General features: G+C 65.5%; 14 protein-coding genes. 4 read left to right on the top strand and 10 right to left on the bottom strand.

The features are described 5' to 3' along the window. Positions 1–6 precede the first annotated feature (6 nt). From ATB98_RS13945 to ATB98_RS13970, 6 genes are all read right to left on the bottom strand, one after another. Positions 7–1605, bottom strand: coding sequence for an L-aspartate oxidase (locus ATB98_RS13945; RefSeq protein ID WP_066874591.1), 1599 nt, complete (start codon positions 1603–1605; stop codon positions 7–9). Positions 1606–1662: 57 nt separating this feature from the next. Beyond that, the gene (gene nadA / locus ATB98_RS13950; protein WP_066874594.1) at positions 1663–2742 is read right to left on the bottom strand and encodes a quinolinate synthase NadA; all 1080 of its coding nucleotides are present in this window, start codon (positions 2740–2742) and stop codon (positions 1663–1665) included. 174 nt (positions 2743–2916) lie between these two features. Continuing rightward, positions 2917–4155, bottom strand: a complete 1239-nt coding sequence (locus tag ATB98_RS13955; protein WP_066874595.1) for an MFS transporter — start codon at positions 4153–4155, stop codon at positions 2917–2919. Between the two features lie 140 nt (positions 4156–4295). Beyond that, the gene (locus ATB98_RS13960; protein ID WP_066874597.1) at positions 4296–5147 is read right to left on the bottom strand and encodes an MOSC domain-containing protein; all 852 of its coding nucleotides are present in this window, start codon (positions 5145–5147) and stop codon (positions 4296–4298) included. Positions 5148–5225: 78 nt separating this feature from the next. Continuing rightward, positions 5226–5882: an HD domain-containing protein gene (locus ATB98_RS13965; RefSeq protein ID WP_066874599.1), complete on the bottom strand. Its 657-nt coding sequence runs from the start codon at positions 5880–5882 to the stop codon at positions 5226–5228. Next, positions 5879–8692 carry a DUF2339 domain-containing protein gene (locus tag ATB98_RS13970; RefSeq protein WP_066875562.1) on the bottom strand — a complete coding sequence of 938 codons (2814 nt, stop codon included), beginning with the start codon at positions 8690–8692 and terminating at the stop codon, positions 5879–5881. Before ATB98_RS13970 ends, ATB98_RS13965 begins: the two co-directional genes overlap by 4 nt. A gap of 256 nt (positions 8693–8948) precedes the next feature. Here ATB98_RS13970 and ATB98_RS13975 point away from each other — a divergent pair, with 256 nt between their 5' ends. Then, complete coding sequence (locus tag ATB98_RS13975; protein WP_066874601.1) at positions 8949–10952, top strand: PhoX family protein; 2004 nt, start codon at positions 8949–8951, stop codon at positions 10950–10952. 45 nt (positions 10953–10997) lie between these two features. On the opposite strand, the gene recO is transcribed toward ATB98_RS13975, so the two are convergent. Together recO and ATB98_RS13985 are read right to left on the bottom strand one after the other, a co-directional pair. Next, complete coding sequence (recO, locus tag ATB98_RS13980) at positions 10998–11741, bottom strand: DNA repair protein RecO (protein WP_066875563.1); 744 nt, start codon at positions 11739–11741, stop codon at positions 10998–11000. A 59-nt stretch (positions 11742–11800) separates the two neighbouring features. Continuing rightward, positions 11801–12283 (bottom strand): SRPBCC domain-containing protein, encoded by a 483-nt coding sequence (locus ATB98_RS13985; protein WP_066874603.1) that lies wholly within the window; start codon positions 12281–12283, stop codon positions 11801–11803. Positions 12284–12334: 51 nt separating this feature from the next. Between ATB98_RS13985 and ATB98_RS13990 the strand changes: the two genes are divergently transcribed. From ATB98_RS13990 to rkpK, 3 genes are all read left to right on the top strand, one after another. Continuing rightward, positions 12335–12667, top strand: a complete 333-nt coding sequence (locus ATB98_RS13990; RefSeq protein ID WP_066874605.1) for an ArsR/SmtB family transcription factor — start codon at positions 12335–12337, stop codon at positions 12665–12667. 69 nt (positions 12668–12736) lie between these two features. Continuing rightward, positions 12737–13762, top strand: a complete 1026-nt coding sequence (locus ATB98_RS13995; protein WP_066874607.1) for an NAD-dependent epimerase — start codon at positions 12737–12739, stop codon at positions 13760–13762. Between the two features lie 143 nt (positions 13763–13905). Then, positions 13906–15219, top strand: coding sequence for a UDP-glucose 6-dehydrogenase (gene rkpK / locus ATB98_RS14000; RefSeq protein WP_066874609.1), 1314 nt, complete (start codon positions 13906–13908; stop codon positions 15217–15219). Positions 15220–15423: 204 nt separating this feature from the next. On the opposite strand, the gene ATB98_RS14005 is transcribed toward rkpK, so the two are convergent. Beyond that, entirely contained in the window at positions 15424–15738 is a 315-nt protein-coding gene (locus ATB98_RS14005; RefSeq protein WP_066874611.1) for a hypothetical protein, read from the bottom strand. Between the two features lie 306 nt (positions 15739–16044). Continuing rightward, complete coding sequence (locus tag ATB98_RS14010) at positions 16045–18348, bottom strand: Tex family protein (RefSeq protein ID WP_066874613.1); 2304 nt, start codon at positions 18346–18348, stop codon at positions 16045–16047. Positions 18349–18572 lie beyond the last annotated feature (224 nt).

Below are 18572 nucleotides of genomic sequence, written 5' to 3' on the forward strand. Positions count from 1 at the left end.
TTATCGTCAGGCCGGCGCGGTCTCGGCCACGTCCGACGCCAGGCGCTCGGCCTGGGCGAGCGTCAGGTAGGTGCGCCGCTGCCATTCCGGCCGTTCCGTCGGGCAATCGGCACGGAAATGGCCGCCGCGGCTTTCCGTGCGCTGCAGGGCGGCGACGGTGATGAGCTTGGCCGTCGTGACGATATTGGCGAAGCGCAGGCGGGTGTTGGCCCGCTCGAGCTCGGCGATCTCGCGGATCGCGCGCGTCAGGCTCTCGCGCGTGCGCACGACGCCTACGCACTCGCTCATCAGGCCGCGCAGCACCTTGAAGGGCGGGCTGTCCTCGACGGTCACCGGATCGTCGTTCTCGCCGGCATCGTCGCCCCAGGCGGCGAGCTTCGGCGCCGGCAGGGTGCCCTTGATGTTCTCGGCAATGCGCGCGGCAAAGACCACCGCCTCGAGCAGCGAGTTCGAGGCGAGGCGATTGGCGCCGTGAACGCCGGTCGAGGTCACCTCGCCCGCCGCCCAGAGGCCGTCGATCGAGGTCCGCCCCTGCCCGTCCGTCAGCACGCCGCCCATGTGGTAATGCACTGCCGGGGCAACCGGGATCGGCTGGGTCACCGGGTCGATGCCCGCCGCCATGCACGAGGCATAGACGGTCGGGAACATCTCGGGGAAGTGCTTGCCGACGGCCCTGGTGCAGTCGAGGAAGGCGCCGCGCCCGGCGTTGACCTCGGCGAAGACACCGCGCGACACGACATCGCGGGGCGCCAGTTCGCCGTCCGGATGGATGTCGAGCATGAAGCGGCGGCCCGCCGAATTGACGAGGATGGCGCCGTCGCCGCGCAGCGCCTCGGTCGCAAGCGGTGCCGGGTCCTTGCCGATATTGATCGCGGTCGGGTGGAACTGGACGAATTCCGGATCGGCGATGATGGCACCGGCCCGCGCCGCCATGCCGACGCCCTGGCCGCAGGCTTCCCACGGGTTGGTGGTGACGGCAAAGAGATGCCCGACGCCGCCCGAGCAGAGCACGACGGCGCGCGCGGGGAAGGAAACGCGGGTCTTCGACTGGCCGGCATCCGGCCTGGCGACGACGCCGGAAATGAAGCGGCCCTCGCGCACCAGTTCCTCGACCACATAGCCTTCGAGCACCCGGATCGAGGGCGTCCGGCGCACGGCGGCGATCAATGCCTCCATGATCGCCTTGCCGGCCATGTCGCCCTTGACGCGGACGATGCGGCGCTCGGAATGCGCCGCCTCGCGCGAAAGCAGGAGCTTGCCCTCGAGATCGCGGTCGAAGGGCACGCCATATTCGAGCAGGTCGTGGATGCGCGCCGGCCCTTCGGCGACCATCATCCGCGTCATCTTCTCGTCGACGATGCCGGCACCGGCGGCGACCGTGTCGGCCACGTGCTTTTCGAACGTATCGCCATTGCTCATCGCCGCGGCGATGCCGCCTTGGGCCCAGGCCGAGGAGGCGCCGTGGCCGATCGGGGCGGCGGCGAGAATGGTGACGGGACGCGGCGCCAGCTTCAGCGCGCAGAAGAGCCCGGCAAGCCCGCCGCCGACGATGACGATGTCATCGATCCCGTTGAAGGATTGCGGGCGAAAATGGTCGGTCAGCATGGCTCGGTCACTCCTCCACGACATGCATGGACTTCGGGCAATCCGCCCGGCTTCAGATCACTGCTTGAGGTTCACCATGCGCTCGACCGCGAGGCGTGCGCGGTCGGCGATCGCCGGATCGACCAGAACCTCTTCCGTCATGTTGAGCAGGCTGTCGAGGATCTTCGGCAACGTGATGCGCTTCATGTGCGGACAGAGGTTGCACGGCTTGACGAAATCGACGCCCTCCACTTCCGCCTGGATATTGGAGGCCATCGAGCATTCGGTGACGAGCAGCACCCGCTCGGGCCGCTTGTCCTTGACATAGTTGATCATGCCCGCGGTGGAGCCGGAAAAGTCGCAGACGGCGATCACGTCGGGATGGCATTCCGGATGGCCGATGATCTCGATGCCCGGATTGGCTTCCTTGTAGGCGAGCAATTCGTTCGCCGTGAAGCGCTCGTGGACCTCGCAATGGCCCTTCCAGGTCAGGATCTTCTTGTTGGTCTGGCGGGCGACATTCATCGCCAGATATTCGTCCGGGATACAGAGCACCGTGTCGGATTCGAGGCTTTCCACGACGGCAAGCACGTTGGACGAGGTGCAGCAGATGTCGGTCTCCGCCTTCACCTCGGCCGAGGTATTGACGTAGGTGACGACCGGCACGCCGGGATAGCGCTCCTTGAGCAGGCGCACATCCGCGCCGGTGATCGATTCCGAAAGCGAGCAGCCGGCCTTGACGTCCGGGATCAGAACGGTCTTTTCCGGATTGAGCAGCTTCGACGTCTCCGCCATGAAGTGCACGCCGCACTGGACGATGATTTCGGCATCGACCCTGGTGGCATCACGCGCGAGCTGCAGCGAGTCGCCGACGATATCGGCGACGCAGTGGAAGATGTCCGGCGTCTGGTAATTATGCGCCAGGATGACCGCGTTGCGCTCCTTCTTCAGCCGGTTGATCGCGTGGACATAGGGGGCATAGGCGGCCCACTCGAACGGAGGGATGAAATCCTTGACCTTCTCGTAGAGATGCTCGGTCTCGCGCGCGATTGCCGGCGTGAAGGCGAGGTCCGGCTTTTCGATGACGCCGTAGCGCGCCGCCGCGCTCACAAAGGCCGGAGCGGGCGCTTTCTCCGCATGAAGAACGGGTCTGGTCATCAGGCTCTCCTCTCGCCGTTTCCGGCACCGGACCAATTATGCTCACACTGAGCATAATTGGAGCAAAACAAAAGCGGCTGAGGCCGCTGCCACTGATTTAGAAAGTTTTGCGACAGATTTCAAGTGTCGCAAACAGGCAATGCGCCCGGTGCTGCCGGACGCATTGCCCTTCTCTCAGGCCATGGCAGGGCGCAAGACGCCCCGCTCCTCGATCGGCCAATGGACGATCGCGGCGAAGACGCCGAGCGCGACACCCACCCACCAGACCGGATCATAGGAGCCGAAGCGATCGTAGAGATAGCCGCCCATCCAGACGCCGAGGAACGAGCCGATCTGGTGCGACAGGAAGACGATGCCGCCGAGAAGGCCCAGATGCCGCGTGCCGAACATGATCGCCACCAACGCGTTGGTCGGCGGCACGGTCGAGAGCCACAGGAGGCCCATGACGATGGCGAAGACAATCACCGAAGCCGGCGATTGCGGCAGCAGCAGGAAGGCGGCGACGGCGACCGAGCGGGCGAGATAGATTAGGGCGAGGAAATAGGGCTTCGAATAGCGCTGGCTGATGAAGCCCGCCGACAACGAACCGATGATGTTGAAGAAGCCGATCAGGGCGAGCGCGATCACCGCATAGCGCGCGTCGATGCCGATATCGCCGAGATAGGCGGGAAAGTGCGCGGTGATGAAGGCGACCTGATAGCCGCAGACGAAAAAGCCGGAGACGAGCAGCAGGTAGCTGCGATGACCGAACGCCTCCTTGAGCGCCTCGCCGACCGTCTGCTTGTAAAGCGCCTCCGACTGGCGGCCGGAGGTGGCGTTGCCGCGCAGCGGAATGGCGAAGAGCGGCACGAGCAGCATCAAGACGCCGAGATAGACGAGACTGTCGGACCAGCCATAGGCGGAGATGAGCCCCTGGCTCAGCGGCGCGAACAGGAACATGCCGGCCGAACCGGCGGCGGTGCCGACGCCGAAGGCGAGCGAACGCTGCTCCGGCGCGACGTTGCGGGCGAAGGCGGAAAGCACGATGCCGAAGGAGCCGGAAGCGACGCCGAGGCCGACGAGCACGCCGCCGCCGATATGGAGCCAGATCGGCGCGTCGGCAAAGGCCATCGTGACAAGGCCCGAGGCGTAGACGAGGCCGGAGAGCGCGAGCACCCGCCAGGTCCCGAACTTGTCGGCAATCGCCCCGAAAAACGGCTGGCCAAGTCCCCAGCAGAGGTTCTGGAGCGCCATCGCCAGACCGAAGGTCGTCCTGTCCCAACCCCTGTCGGCGAGCATCGGCAACTGAAAGAAGCCCATGGCGGAGCGCGGGCCGAAGGTGAGCATGGCGATCAAGGAGCCGGCGACGATGATGAGCCACGGCAAGCTGCTGCGCTCGATGGCGCGGGTGGCGGCTGGTGAAACAGCGGACATGAACAAGCTCCGGTTGATGAGGGCCCATACTATGGCGATGCCCGCAAACTGAGGAAAGCCAATTAAATTGAGGCAAGGATCACGGAAATTGATGCCGCAGGCGCAAGCGCGCCCTCAACGATGCCCACTGCCGATCGCGTTCATCTGGCCGGACGCTGCTTCATCGGCCAGCGCTCGGCCCGCCGGTGGATGATCCTGGCCTCGTCGCCAAGCCTCACCGTTCCCTCGCCCCGCGGCACGGCATTCCAGCCGAAGAGCACGCCCGCGACGCGGCGATCGGCGGACATGCGCTTTTCGGCAAGCCCCTGGATGGGGTTGCCGCCAATGCGCTCGCCGGTCACCTGGTCCTGCGTCGTCATGATGCACCGGGCGCAGGGCTTGACGAGGTCGAAGGCGATGCCGGCGATCTCCAGGCTTTCCCAAAGGTCCTCCTCCCAGGGTTCCTGGCAGTCGATCAGGATGTTGGTGCGGAAGCGTTCCATCCCCACCGGCTCCTGCCCCTTCTCGACGAGCGTCCGGTTGAGGTCGGCGAGCGAGCCCGTCGTCGTGATGAGGACCGGGAAACCGTCGGCGAATCCGACCGGTGCCGCCGTCCCCGCCCATTCGGCGCCGACGAAGCGTTCGGCCGCCTCGTCCATATGCACGAGCTTGACGGGGCGGCCGAACCAGCCGGAAAGCGCCGCGTTGGCCGCATCATCGGCGACGGCGGCGTTGACGTCGCTCGACCAGACGCGGACATCGAGGCGGCGGTCCGGATCGAATCGGACGGACAGTTCCTCGCCGTTCATCCTGAGGTGCACGCCGCCATCGGCATGCCGCGCCTCCACCTGCGCCAGCGCCTGCAATTCGCGTTGCGTGATGAAACGGCCATCGGGCTCGACCAGCATGAAGCGTCGGTCGCCGGCGAGCCCGTCGAGATTGACCTTGACGGCCGTTTGCGGCACGGCGCGCCCGCTTTTCAGGGGATGAATGTTGATGCCGATCACTTCCATCGCTTTTTTCCAAATTCAGAAATTGATTCAAACCGCTCGCAAGCCGATTCACCGCACGGCGGCAACATGTTGAAAGATTTAGATTTCATCGACCAGCATGGCAAGCACGCTGCGCAGCCGTGCTTCGCGCTCGACCGCCAGGCGCCGCCCCGCCTTCGTCTGGAAACCATCCGCAAGACGGAAGAGCTTCGTCTCGAAATGGTCGATTGCGAAGGCCTTGTCGTCGAGCGGCCGGGCCTCGGCCAGCGGGTCGAGCGGATCATAGAGGCCGCTCCCCATCCGCCCGGCGATGTAAAAGCAGCGGGCAGCGCCGACCATGCCGATGGCGTCGAGCCGGTCCGCATCCTGCAGGATTTTCGCCTCCAGCGTCTCCGGCGGGATGTTCGCCGAGAAGCTGTGGGTGAGGATCGCGTGGGCGACGGCCGAGATGTCCAAGGTGCGCCAGCCGAGACCGTCGAGGACTTGCCACGCCTTTTCGGCGGCAAGCCGCGAGGCCTCGGCGCGCCGCGGCGAGTTCTTCTCGACCGCGACGCAATCGTGAAGCAGCACGGCGGCGGCAAGCTGGCGGCTGTCGCCGCCCTCCTCCGCCTGGATTCGCTGCGCATTCTTCCAGACGCGCATGAGATGCGATGCGTCGTGCGAGCCGTCGTTCCCGGCAAAGGCATGGGGCAGAAGCGCGGCGGCCAACTCCCCATGCGGCGCGAAGGCTGCGGCAAGCGCCGGAAGTCGGGTCATGCGCGGCCCCTCCCCTCGCCCCCATCGGCCTCGCCGGCGAATGCGTCGCCGCCGCCCGACAGGATCTTCTGGTAAAAGAGCCCGATGCCGATCAAGACGCCGCCGAGGCCGATGAAGGAGAGCGCCCGCAGGACGCCCTCGAGATTGGACATGTCGACCAGGAAGACCTTCAAGACCGCGATGAAGACGAGCACGGCCGAGGCGATGCGGATGCTCTTCGCATTGAAATGCGAGCCGGCGACCAGGAGCAGCACGCCGAGCACGAGCCAGACTACGGAATAGGTATAGGTCTCTCCCTGCAGGAAACCCTTCCAGTCGGCGACGTTCTCCCCCTGCCAGAAACGGCGGACGCTCAGGGTCGCCCAGGCGAAGGCAAGCACGGCGCCGCTGACGGCGAGCGCCATCACATAGGGGAGCGGTCGCCTGCCGCGCGCGTACCAGGCAAGACCCGCATAGCCTATGCCAGGCAGCAGATAGCCGATCAGAAGCAGATCGAAGAACGGAATGCTTCCAAGCAGTTCGCCGCTGAAATAGGGGTTGAGGCCGACAAGATGCGCCGAAAGCACCGAGAGCATCGACAGGGCCCCGAGCACCATGCCGCCGTAGCGGAACACCGGGCTCGGCGACCGTCCGTCGAGCGTCATGAAGATGCCGGAGGCGCCGATCGCGAGCAGCGTGTAGATCGCCTGCTCGCCGAGCGTCGGAACGGAGCTGTCGAGCACGCCGCCGTTCATCGCATGGCGCACGAGGATTGCGAGCGTCAGCAACACGAAGAGGCTCGCGAGCGCTTGCAGGAGATTGCGCACCCGTGTGTGCGGCGAGACGCGCATCAGATAAGCGGATGCGACGAGCAGCAGCGCCGGGATGCCGTAGCCCGGCAGGAGCGCATTGAAGACCGGCGTCCTGCCGAGGGCGCCCGCGCCGACGATCGTGGGCTCCCAGGCGATCCGCGCCAGGACGACGACGGCAGCGGAGACCGTTATCCACGGAAGGACGGGCCAGGCGCGAAGACGCGTCGCGAACGTATAGCCGGCACCGAGGAATGCAATCAGGAGCGTCGTGGCAAGACCGTCGGTCCAGGCATGCAGGCCAATGACGAAGAGGCCGAAGGAGCCGAGCACCAGCAGGCCGGCGGCGAGATCGAGCTCCTCGACTCGGCCGCGATAGAGCCATTCGACGAGACCGAGCAGGAAGAGACCGCCGGCAAAGGCGGCAAGCCCGTGCGACAGGTCGAAGGCGAAGTTGCCCGTCATCAGGAACGACATGGCAAGCAGCGCATTCGGCACGACGGCCACAACGCCCGCCCAGAGGATCGCGAACTGCCGGTTCGCGGCCGGGCGCCGGGCAAGCACGAAGGTTCCGAACAGGGCGAAAAGCGCCGACAAGGTCATCGCCGTCAGCATCGCCGTCAGGCCCGAGACGACAATTTCGGGCGCCGGCAGGTTGAGCGATGGATCGAGATAGGCAAGAACGCCGCTGAGGGCGGTCAGGCTCCAGATGCCGGCAATGGCCGCGAAGGCGGCGAACAGCGCGGCATAGACTGCCGTCGGCCGCATGGCGCCCGCGGCGGCAAGGGCCGCAACCACGACCACGAACTCGGTGACCGGAAAGCGCAGGGCGTTGACCGCCGGGCTGATGAAGAGAAGGGCGAGAACGGTCGAAACGACCGCCGCCGAGATGGTGATGGCTGCGTGAGGCGGCGTGAAGAGCCTCTCCCACGCACCGGCCACGGCGGCTTCTGGCCTGGCCGGTTTCGCTGTTGCGCCTGGCCCCGCCTGGCGCTCGGCACTACCGGGCCAGATCAGGCCGACGCCGGCGAGCATCACCAGAAGCGCGAAGGCGACCGGCGGCGCCTCGAAGGGCGTGGACAAGGCGACGTAGGCCAGTCCCCAGAGACCGAGGCCGATATTGGCGAGCGTGGGCACCACCGTCCAGCGGCGCAGGCGCGATGCGGCGAGCGTCGCAAACCACGCTATCGTAAGGAACCCGAACAGCACCCAGGGCCGCGGCTCGTCGCTCGAAACGAAAAGCGGCGTCAGCAGCGACGCCAGGAGGCCCAGCCCGGCAAGCGCCTGGCCGTGCAGCAGGGAGAGGCCGACGGTCGCGAGAGAAACCAGCGCCAGGAGGGTGAAGGCGGTGCCCGCTCCGATGAAGCCGTAAATCCCGTGCGCCGCATAGACGACGCCGAAGAGCGTCACGGCACCGGCAGCGGTCAGCACGCCCGGTATCATCGCATTGCGGAACCGGTCGGCGATCGTCGGCACGGCGCGGCGTCGGATGACCTCGCCGACGACCCCGAGGAAAAGACCGAAGGCGGCGGCAAGCGTCAGCCGGACGGCCGGGCTCAACAGCCCCGCTTCGATCGAATATTGCACGAGGAAGTAGCCGCCGAGCGCGAGCGCGAGCCCGCCCACCCAAACCGGCCACCGGCCGCCGATCCGGCTCTCGAGGCTCTCGCCTCTTGCGGCCGCGACCGGTTGCGTGACCGCCGCCGCGACGGGTTCCTCGCGCGCGACCCGCTCGGCGGCGGGTTCCTGGGCTGCCTCGCCTCCGAAGATTCGGGCGCCCTGGCGTGCCTGCGACCACGGCCCCTCGGCCGGTTCTTGCTGCGGCACGGCCTCCGGTGCGGCCTCCGCCTCTTCAGGAGGCGCGATCTCGGCTGCTGGCTCCGCCACGCGCTGCCGCGCCAGCCGGGCGATCTCCGCCTTAAGGCTCTCGATCTCCGCATCGAGCCGCTCCGCGGTGTTGCGGCCGCGGAGGAAGGCGACGAGCGCCATGGCAAAGGCAAGAAGGGCTATGGCCTCGAACATCGGTTCCCCCGGCATCACAATGGCTGTGATCGATTCGAGCAACGTTAGCGCGAAACGGAGCGGAAAACACCGTCACCGGCATTCGTCCCCCCGCCGGTCGGCGCATGCATCCCAGCCCACAAATTCCTTGACGAGCGGGTGCCGCAATCTCTTCATCGAACTGTCGCAGAACTGTCACGAGCTGGCTGCTAGAGCGACGGACGGACGCCGCGTGCCAGCGCGGCGGCTTCGATCGTCCAACGAGGAGAACCAGACCATGGACAAGCATCTCGGCCTGCCGGAAGAAACCGAATTCAAGACGCTGACGGAAGAGCGGGAAGAACGGGAGGATATCAGCCGGAACTGTTCCGCCAATCCGACCATGGGCGACATCATCAACCGTCGCTTCTCGCGCCGTTCCTTCATCGGCGGCTCGCTCGCGGTGGCGGCGATTTCGACGACCGTCAGCCCGCTTGCACTGCTCTCGGCCGACGAGGCCAGAGCGAGCGGCGGGGCATCGCGGTTCGACTTCAAGGAAGTCGAAGCCGGCGTCGACGAGACGCACCACGTCGCCGAGGGCTATGATGCGGATATCCTCCTGCGCTGGGGCGACAAGGTCTTCGCCGACAGCCCGGAATTCGATCCGCTGAACCAGACGGCGGAAGCCCAGAGCCGCCAGTTCGGCTACAACAACGACTATGTCGGCTTCATTCCGCTCGACGGCAATCCGGACCACGGCCTGCTGGTCGTCAACCACGAATATACAAATGCCGAGCTCATGTTCCCGAACTTCGCCCGCGTCGACAAGGTTACGGAGGACGGCAAGGAGAAGGACAAGGTCGCTCTCGGCGAATACACGAAGGAACTGGTCGACATCGAGATGGCCGCCCACGGCGGCACGATCATCGAGATCCGCAAGGTCGGCGGCAAGTGGCAGCCGGTACTCGACGGCAAGTACAACCGCCGCATCACCGCCAGCACCGAAATGCAGATCCACGGCCCTGCCGCGGGCCACCACCGCATGAAGACACCGGACGACCCGACCGGCACCAGGGTCTTCGGCACGATCAACAATTGCGCCGGCGGCGTCACGGCCTGGGGCACCTATGTGATGGCGGAGGAGAACTTCAACGGCTATTTCGGCGGCGAGATCGCCGAGGACCATCCGGAGTTCAAGCAGTTGCAGCGCCTCGGAGCGCCGGGCGGCGAATATGCCTGGTCGAAGTTCTACGACCGCTTCGACCTCTCCAAGCAGCCGACGGAAGCCAACCGCTTCGGCTGGGTGGTCGAGGTCGATCCCTTCGATCCGAACTCGGTTCCGAAGAAGCGCACCGCCCTTGGCCGCTTCAAGCACGAGGGGTCCGAATCCGTCGTCAACAGGGACGGCCGCGTCGTCTTCTACTGCGGTGACGACTCGCGCTTCGACTACGTCTACAAGTTCGTCACGAAAGGCACCTTCAACCCCGACGATCGCGCCGCGAACATGGACCTGCTCGACGACGGCACGCTCTATGTCGCGAAGTTCGACGAGGACGGCACGGTCACCTGGATGCCGCTCGTCCATGGCGAGGGCCCGCTGACGGCGGAGAACGGCTTCGCCTCGCAGGCGGACGTGCTGATCGATGCCCGCCTTGCCGCCGACGCACTCGGCGCGACCAAGATGGACCGGCCGGAAGACGTGCAGCCGAATGCGAAGACCGGCAAGGTCTACGTCATGCTCACCAACAACACCAAGCGCAAGGCGGATGAGGTGGACGCAGCCAATCCGCGCGCCGAGAACGCCTTCGGCCACATCATCGAAATCTCGGAGACCGACGGCGATTTCGCCTCGACCAAGTCGCGCTGGGACGTCCTGCTGAAATGCGGCGATCCGAGCGTTGCCGATGTCGGCGCCTCCTTCTCGACGGAGACGACGAAGAACGGCTGGTTCGGCATGCCGGACAATTGCGCTATCGACGCCGACGGCCGTCTCTGGGTCTCGACCGACGGCAACAACGAGAAGGACACGGGCCGCACGGACGGGGTCTGGGCGGTCGAAACCGAAGGGGAAGGCCGAGGGACGTCGAAGCTGTTCTTCCGCGTTCCGGTCGGCGCCGAAATGTGCGGCCCGAGCTTCAATCCGACGGCGGACACCTTCTTCCTGGCGGTCCAGCACCCGGGCGACGCAGGTCTCGCAACCTACGAAAAGCCGGCCACGCGCTGGCCCGACTTCAAGGACGACATGCCCGTGCGCCCGGCAGTCGTCGCAGTCACCCGGCAGGGCGGCGGCAAGATCGGCTGACGGCACTTTCGAGGGCGCCGCATGCAACGTGCGGCGCCCTCTCATTCATGCCGCCGACGAGGCGGAGGTCAGCGCCTTCAGCGTCGCATGCACGAAGCCGTCGCGGGCCGACGAGGCGTCGAGGCCCCGCGGTTCATAGACATGGCGGTTGAGGAAATAGGCGGTGAGGCGGAAGGCGGAGGCGAGGCTGTCGCGATCGGCCGCCCGGTGCGCCACCGAAAGGAACTCCGGAAGCGCGAGCATTCGGTCGGCATAGGGCGCACCCGCCTCGCGGCTGACGGCACGTCCGGATTTCGGCGAGACAAAGGCGAGGTTCTCGCGCGCGCCGGTCGCCGCGCATTCGGAAAGATCGAGGCCGAAGCCGAGATCGTTCAACACCGCGAGTTCGAAGCGCACGAACAATTCACCGGCGTCCGCCGGATCCTGGAGGTGATCGACGATGACCGCAAGCGCCTCGTAGAGATGGGGATGCGGGTCGCGCTCCGGCAGGAGCCGCAACAGCGCGCCCAGCGCCTGAATGCCGTAGACGGATGTCGCCGTCTCCATCAGCCTTGCGGCGCGCAATTGCAGCGGCTCGATGCGGAATTCACCGAGATGCTCGTCGAGCCGCGCCCGCCAGGTTACCTCGACCGAATTGCCCGACTGCAGCACCGGCTGCATCGCGCGCGAGCGGCCGGAGCGCACCAGCCCCAGGTGCCGCCCGTGTCCGGACGTCATCACCTCCGCGATGACAGAGCTTTCGCCATGCCGCCGGACGCCGAGAATGATGGCCTGATCGCTCCATTGCATGAAAGAGGCATACACCCGCGGCGGAAAGGGGATCAAGCGGAGATGGTACTCCGGATGCCCTACTGCTGCGGCTCGAGCGCCGGCTTGCCGGAGAGCTCGCTCACATAATAGCCGTCGCGCAGATTGATGCCGTATTCGAGCCACGCCTTCATGCAGGCGAGCATCTGCGACCAGCCCTCGCAGTTCAGATAGGAGCTCTTCTGCCCCTGCTCGTTCTCGCGCCAGCCGCTCTCGGCAATGGTGACCATGGTGGCGCCGTCATCGAGCGGCTGGAAGCGCATCTCGACCTGCGTCTGATAGGGCGCCTCACCCTCTGCGACCATCGCGTCCCAGCGAAAGACGATCCGCTCGTTCGGCTCGACCACCTCCACCTTCACGGGCACCTCGCCCCACCACGTCACCGTTGCCCCGGCGACCAGCGGACCGCTGATGCCGCCGAGGGTCACGAAATAGCGGCTGAGCTGATCGGGGTTCACGACTGCGTCGAAGACCTGCCCGACGGGACGGGCGATCCGTCCGTTCACACGAAATTCGAAAGCCATGTCGTCCTCCTCAAGATTGTCTCCAACGATAATATGTTATAAAAATATAACATGTCAATTGATTCGAAAGACGACGCGGTCTTCAAGGCGCTGGCGAGCGGCCTGCGCCGCCAGATGCTCGACGCGTTGAAAGAGTCGCCGCAGACGACGGGCATGCTCTGCGAGCGCTTTGCCGGCCTCGACCGCTGCACGGTCATGCAGCACCTGAAGGTTCTGGAAGAGGCCGGCCTCGTTCTCGTCCGGCGCGAGGGCCGGGAGCGGTGGAACCATCTGAACGCCCTGCCGATCCAGGCCATCCACGACCGCTGGATCAGCCGGTATGCGGGCCATGCGATGTCCGTCCTGACCGCCCTGCAGCAACGACTCGACGAGCCGCAGGACTGACGGTTTCATCTTTCCATCGCCGGGCTTTCTGCGTATGAACGAGCGTGTGGGCCAATCGGGGATACTATCGTGCGTTACCTCATCACCGGGACGGCAGGTTTCATCGGCTTTCATCTCGCCAAGCGGCTCCTCGACGAGGGGCATTTCGTGGTCGGCTTCGACGGGATGACGCCCTATTACGATGTCACGCTCAAGCAGCGCCGCCACGCAATCCTCGAACGGTCCAATGGCTTCAAGGCAGTCACGGCGATGCTCGAGGACCGGTCGGCGCTCGAGCGCGCGGCCGAGCTCGCCGAGCCTGAGGTCATCATCCACCTCGCGGCGCAGGCGGGCGTCCGCTACAGCCTCGAAAATCCGAAGGCCTATGTGGACTCGAACCTCGTCGGCTCGTGGAACATCCTCGATCTCGCCAGGACGATCGCACCGAAGCATCTCATGCTGGCATCGACCTCGTCGATCTACGGCGCCAACGAGAAGGTGCCCTTTGCCGAGGCGGATCGCGCCGACGAGCCGATGACGCTCTATGCGGCGACGAAGAAGTCGATGGAACTGATGGCGCACAGCTATGCGCATCTCTACAAGGTGCCGACCACCGCCTTCCGCTTCTTCACCGTCTATGGCCCATGGGGACGGCCCGACATGGCGCTCTTCAAGTTCGTCGACGCGATCCGCGGCGGCCGCCCGATCGACATCTACGGCGAAGGCCGGATGAGCCGGGATTTCACCTATATCGACGACCTCGTCGAAGGCATCGTGCGGCTCTCGCGCATCGCGCCGTCGGATGAGAACCGGGTGGACGCCGACAAAGCGGCAGACACGCTTTCCCGCCACGCGCCGTTCCGCGTCGTCAACATCGGCGGCGGCCAGCCGGTCGAATTGATGACCTTCGTCGAGACGGTCGAAAAGGCGATGGGACGGCCGGCGGTCCGCAACATGCTGCCGATGCAGCAGGGGGACGTTCCGCGTACCTACGCCTCGCCGGACCTGCTCGAGGCGCTGACCGGCTTCAAGCCTTCCCTCTCCGTCGAGGAAGGAGTTGCGCGTTTTGTGGAATGGTATGAACAATATTGCCGTAATGCAGACACAGTAGCCTGACCTATGGTCCTTGGGTGCAGTGCAAAAAATCGCGCCTGCACGGGCAAGGATTGCAATTCGAGCCTGTTTCGCCTTTTAACCGATAAACACATCCCCAACCCGAACATCCTCGAGAAAAACCACACAATCAAAAGGAAGAGCGGATGAAAATCACGATGATCGGCGCCGGCTATGTCGGCCTTGTTTCTGGCGTTTGCTTTGCGGATTTCGGCCATGACGTCGTTTGCGTCGACAAGGACGAAGGCAAGGTCGCGGCGCTGAAGAAGGGACAGATCCCGATCTTCGAGCCCGGTCTCGACCATCTCGTCGCCAGCAACGTCGCTGCCGGCCGCCTCAACTTCACCGATGACCTCAAGACCGCAGTCGCCAGCAGCGACGTCGTCTTCATCGCCGTCGGAACGCCTTCGCGCCGCGGCGACGGCCACGCCGACCTCTCCTATGTCTATGCCGCTGCCCGCGAAATCGCCGACAACCTGCAGGGCTTCACGGTCGTCGTGACCAAGTCCACCGTGCCGGTCGGCACCGGCGACGAGGTGGAGCGCATCATCCGCGAAACTAATCCGGCCGCCGACTTCGCCGTCGTCTCCAATCCGGAATTCCTGCGCGAAGGTGCCGCAATCGAAGATTTCAAGCGCCCCGACCGGATCGTCATCGGCCTCGACGGCAATCACGCGCGGGCGCGCGACGTGATGACGGAAGTCTACCGTCCTCTCTACCTGAACCAGTCGCCGCTCGTCTTCACCACGCGCCGTACCTCGGAACTGATCAAATACGCCGGCAACGCCTTCCTGGCGATGAAGATCACCTTCATCAACGAGATGGCCGACCTCTGCGAAAAGGTGGGGGCAAACGTCCAGGACGTTGCCCGCGGCATAGGGCTGGACGGGCGCATCGGGTCGAAGTTCCTCCATGCCGGCCCCGGCTATGGCGGCTCCTGCTTCCCGAAGGACACGCTGGCGCTGGTCAAGACCGCGCAGGACCATGACAGCCCGGTGCGGCTCGTCGAAACCACCGTCGCCGTCAACGACAACCGCAAGCGGGCAATGGGCCGCAAGGTGATCGCCGCCGCCGGCGGCGAGGTGCGCGGCGCGAAGATCGCCATCCTCGGCCTCACCTTCAAGCCCAATACCGACGACATGCGCGACAGCCCGGCAATCGCGATCGTCCAGGCGCTGCAGGACGCCGGCGCCCGGGTCGTCGGCTATGATCCGGAAGGGATGGAGAACGCCCGCAAGGTCATCGAAGGAATGGACTATGCGCGCGACCCCTACGACGCGGCGTCGGAGGCCGACGCGGTGGTCATCGTCACCGAATGGAACGAGTTCCGGGCATTGGACTTCGAACGCCTCAGGACGGCGATGAAGACCCCGCTGCTCGTCGATCTGCGCAACATCTACCGCAAGGACGAGGTCGCAAAGCACGGCTTCCGCTATGCCAGCGTCGGCAGGCCGGACTGAACGGTTCTCCTGTATCGTATCGGAGGGGTGCGCGAAAAGCGCACCCCAACCTCACCCCGAACGCGACGCCAACTCGGAGAGACACGCGGTAGTGGTCTGCGGCTGATATTTCGCTGGACGGCTCGGAACTTCGTGCGGTGGCGGATGCGCCATCGCGTCAAGGCGGGCTGTGGTCACGCAACAGCAATCAAGGGCCCGGGCGCGTTAAGCTTTCGGGCCGACGGGCGTTATCTGTTCCCAGCTCTTTCCTGCAAGGATGACGCAGCTTCGGCCGGAAACATCCGTCACGACCAGGGTCCAGGTACCATTGTCGGAGGCGTAGAGCTCCATGACCGCCTGCTGGTTGATCAGTCCGACCGCGGCGGCTTTTTCCGAATATTGCTTGGCAAGGAAATCGATCACCTGCGATCGGTTGGCACAATTCGCAACGGCTTGCGAATCCGCCGGAAGGGGATAGGCCGTCACCATTGCCGCCAACAAAGCGGTAAGCGCGAGGCCGCGGACCACATTGCGTATCATGACGCACCTCCTCTTGCCGGGAGCCCCGGCGGAAGAGGATTTTTCCGCTGACCTGTTCCGCCGTGGACCGGCATTCCTATGGTCGACACCTGCTCGCGACGAACCGATGTCGCCACCAGGAAAGTATGAAGGGAAGCAGGTTATATTTCAATTAACTAATGTATAGAGCGTAACCCGAAGCCATCATCATACCTTGTCGATGAGGGAGTAACGATCCGCGGCCGGGGCCCGTTCCATCGGGTGATGACGATTGTCGATCGGAGCCGCCCCGGCACCACGCGGCGAGAATGCCGCAGGAGGTCCTCGCTACTTCTTCTTCATTGCCGCCATCAGCGCGGCGCCGAGCGCGCCTTGAGAAGGCGCTTCCGGCTTCTGCGGGCGCGCCATGCCGCGATTGCTGCCGCCGGGCGCCGCGCCTCCTCCCCTCGCCTCGCGCCCGGTATCGGCGCCGCCATCCTTGCGCATGCTGAGCCCGATGCGCTTGCGCGCAACGTCGACCTCGGTCACGCGTACCTGCACGACGTCGCCGGCCTTCACCACCTCGTGCGGATCCTTGACGAAGCGATCGGCGAGTTGCGACACGTGGACGAGGCCGTCCTGATGCACGCCGATATCGACAAAGGCGCCGAAGGCGGCGACATTCGTCACCGTGCCCTCGAGCCGCATGCCGACCTTCAGGTCCTTGATGTCGTCGACACCTTCGGCGAAGGTCGCGGTCTTGAAGCTCGGCCGCGGATCACGCCCCGGTTTTTCCAGTTCCGCGAGGATGTCCTTGACCGTCGGCAGGCCGAAGCGCTCGTCGACGAAGGCTCGCGGATCGAGCTGCTTGAGCGCGGCGCTGTCGCCCATGAGCGAACGCACGTCGCGGCCACAGGCGGCCACGATCTTCTTGGCGATCCCATAGGCCTCCGGATGCACGGCCGACGCATCGAGCGGTTCGGCGCCGTTCGGTATCCGCAGGAAGCCGGCGCATTGCTCGAAGGTGCGGGCACCGAGGCGCGACACCTTCAGCAGTTGCTGCCGGCTGGCAAAGGGCCCCATCGCATCGCGGTGCGCGACGATCGCCTCCGCCGACGATTTCCCGAGCCCCGAAACGCGGGCCAGAAGCGGTGCCGAGGCGGTGTTGAGGTCGACCCCGACGGCGTTCACCGCATCCTCCACCACGGCATCGAGCGAGCGCCCGAGCTTCGACTGATCGACGTCGTGCTGGTACTGGCCGACGCCGATCGATTTCGGCTCGATCTTGACGAGCTCGGCCAGCGGATCCTGGAGCCTGCGGGCAATCGACACGGCACCGCGCAGCGACACGTCGAGATTCGGGAACTCGGCGGCCGCCGTCTCCGAAGCCGAATAGACCGAAGCGCCCGCCTCCGAGACGATCACCTTCGTCGGTTTCGGCGCCGGCATCGCGGCGATCATGTCGGCCACGAGCTTTTCCGTTTCGCGGCTGCCGGTGCCGTTGCCGATGGCGATCAGCTCGACCTTGTGCTTGCGGATGAGCGAGGCGAGCTCGGCTTGCGTTCCGCGGAGGTCGTTCTTCGGCGGAAAGGGATAGACCGTCGTCGTATCGATGAGCTTGCCGGTGCCGTCGACCACGGCAACCTTGACGCCGGTCCGGATGCCCGGGTCGAGGCCCATGGTCGCGCGCGAGCCGGCGGGCGCGGCAAGCAGAAGATCCTTGAGGTTGCGCGCGAAGACGCGGATCGCCTCCTCCTCCGCCCGCTCGCGCAGCTCACGCATCAGGTCCAGCGAAAGGGACAGCGACAGCTTCACGCGCCAGGTCCAGCCGATGACGTCCAACAGCCACTTGTCGCCGGGCAGATGCCCGCCGACATTGTAGGCAACCGCGATCATCCGCTCGACCGGCTTGTGCGGCGACGCCTCCTCCTGATCGACGACGATGTCGACGGAGAGCACCTCCTCGTTCCAGCCGCGCAGCATCGCCAGCGCCCGGTGCCCCGGCACCGACGCCCAGCGTTCCGAGTGATCGAAATAGTCCGAGAATTTGGCACCGGCCTCCTGCTTGCCGTCGACGACCTTCGCGCGCAGCAAAGCCGCCCCGCGCATGTGGTTTCGCAGCCGTCCGAGCAGGTCGGCATTCTCGGTCATGCCCTCGGCGACGATATCGCGAGCGCCTTCGAGTGCGGCCTTCACATCCGGCACGTCGGCGCTCACGAAAGCGCTCGCGCGCTCGGCCGGCGCGATCGAGCGATCGGCAAGGATCGCCTCCGCCAGCGCTCCGAGACCGCGCTCCCGGGCGATTTCCGCCTTGGTGCGGCGCTTGGGCTTGTAGGGCAGATAGATGTCCTCGAGCTCCGCCTTCGTGGCCGCGCCGGCGATCTTGCCCTCCAGTTCGTCGGTGAGCTTGCCCTGGCCGCGGATCGAATCGAGGATCGCCACCCGCCGCGCCTCGAGCTCGCGCAGATAGGTGAGCCGTTCCGACAGCACGCGCAGCTGCGTGTCGTCGAGACCGCCGGTGACCTCCTTGCGGTAGCGGGCGATGAACGGCACCGTCGCCCCTCCATCGAGGAGCTCGACCGCCGCTGCGACTTGCGCGGTGGTCGCCTTGATCTCGCTTGCAATGATGGCGGCGATGGGCTTTGCGGTCATGTGTGCTTTCCGTGTCCTGTTTCGGCCGAACCATACTGGCGCAGGCGAGGAAGGCCAAGCAAGGACTCGGCTGAACTCCACAGGAGATGATTGGGGGCTGCGCTGTTGCCCCTCACCTAACCCTCTCCCCGTAAGAACGGAGAGAGGGAACTAAGCCGGCGCGGCATATCCCTTCTCCCCGTCAAAACGGGAAGAAGGTGCCGGCAGGCGGATGAGGGGCGAAC

The sequence above is a fragment of the Sinorhizobium saheli genome, from assembly GCF_001651875.1.
GTDB classification, from domain to species: Bacteria; Pseudomonadota; Alphaproteobacteria; order Rhizobiales; family Rhizobiaceae; genus Sinorhizobium; species Sinorhizobium saheli.

Excerpts from the sequence above, each read along its gene's own strand:
- ATB98_RS13945 (WP_066874591.1), bottom strand. The coding sequence starts at position 1,605 with ATGCTGACCGACCATTTTCGCCCGCAATCCTTCAACGGGATCGATGAC.
- nadA (WP_066874594.1), bottom strand. The coding sequence starts at position 2,742 with ATGACCAGACCCGTTCTTCATGCGGAGAAAGCGCCCGCTCCGGCCTTT.
- ATB98_RS13955 (WP_066874595.1), bottom strand. The coding sequence starts at position 4,155 with ATGTCCGCTGTTTCACCAGCCGCCACCCGCGCCATCGAGCGCAGCAGC.
- ATB98_RS13960 (WP_066874597.1), bottom strand. The coding sequence starts at position 5,147 with ATGGAAGTGATCGGCATCAACATTCATCCCCTGAAAAGCGGGCGCGCC.
- ATB98_RS13965 (WP_066874599.1), bottom strand. The coding sequence starts at position 5,882 with ATGACCCGACTTCCGGCGCTTGCCGCAGCCTTCGCGCCGCATGGGGAG.
- ATB98_RS13970 (WP_066875562.1), bottom strand. The coding sequence starts at position 8,692 with ATGTTCGAGGCCATAGCCCTTCTTGCCTTTGCCATGGCGCTCGTCGCC.
- ATB98_RS13975 (WP_066874601.1), top strand. The coding sequence starts at position 8,949 with ATGGACAAGCATCTCGGCCTGCCGGAAGAAACCGAATTCAAGACGCTG.
- recO (WP_066875563.1), bottom strand. The coding sequence starts at position 11,741 with ATGCAATGGAGCGATCAGGCCATCATTCTCGGCGTCCGGCGGCATGGC.
- ATB98_RS13985 (WP_066874603.1), bottom strand. The coding sequence starts at position 12,283 with ATGGCTTTCGAATTTCGTGTGAACGGACGGATCGCCCGTCCCGTCGGG.
- ATB98_RS13990 (WP_066874605.1), top strand. The coding sequence starts at position 12,335 with ATGTCAATTGATTCGAAAGACGACGCGGTCTTCAAGGCGCTGGCGAGC.
- rkpK (WP_066874609.1), top strand. The coding sequence starts at position 13,906 with ATGAAAATCACGATGATCGGCGCCGGCTATGTCGGCCTTGTTTCTGGC.
- ATB98_RS14005 (WP_066874611.1), bottom strand. The coding sequence starts at position 15,738 with ATGATACGCAATGTGGTCCGCGGCCTCGCGCTTACCGCTTTGTTGGCG.
- ATB98_RS14010 (WP_066874613.1), bottom strand. The coding sequence starts at position 18,348 with ATGACCGCAAAGCCCATCGCCGCCATCATTGCAAGCGAGATCAAGGCG.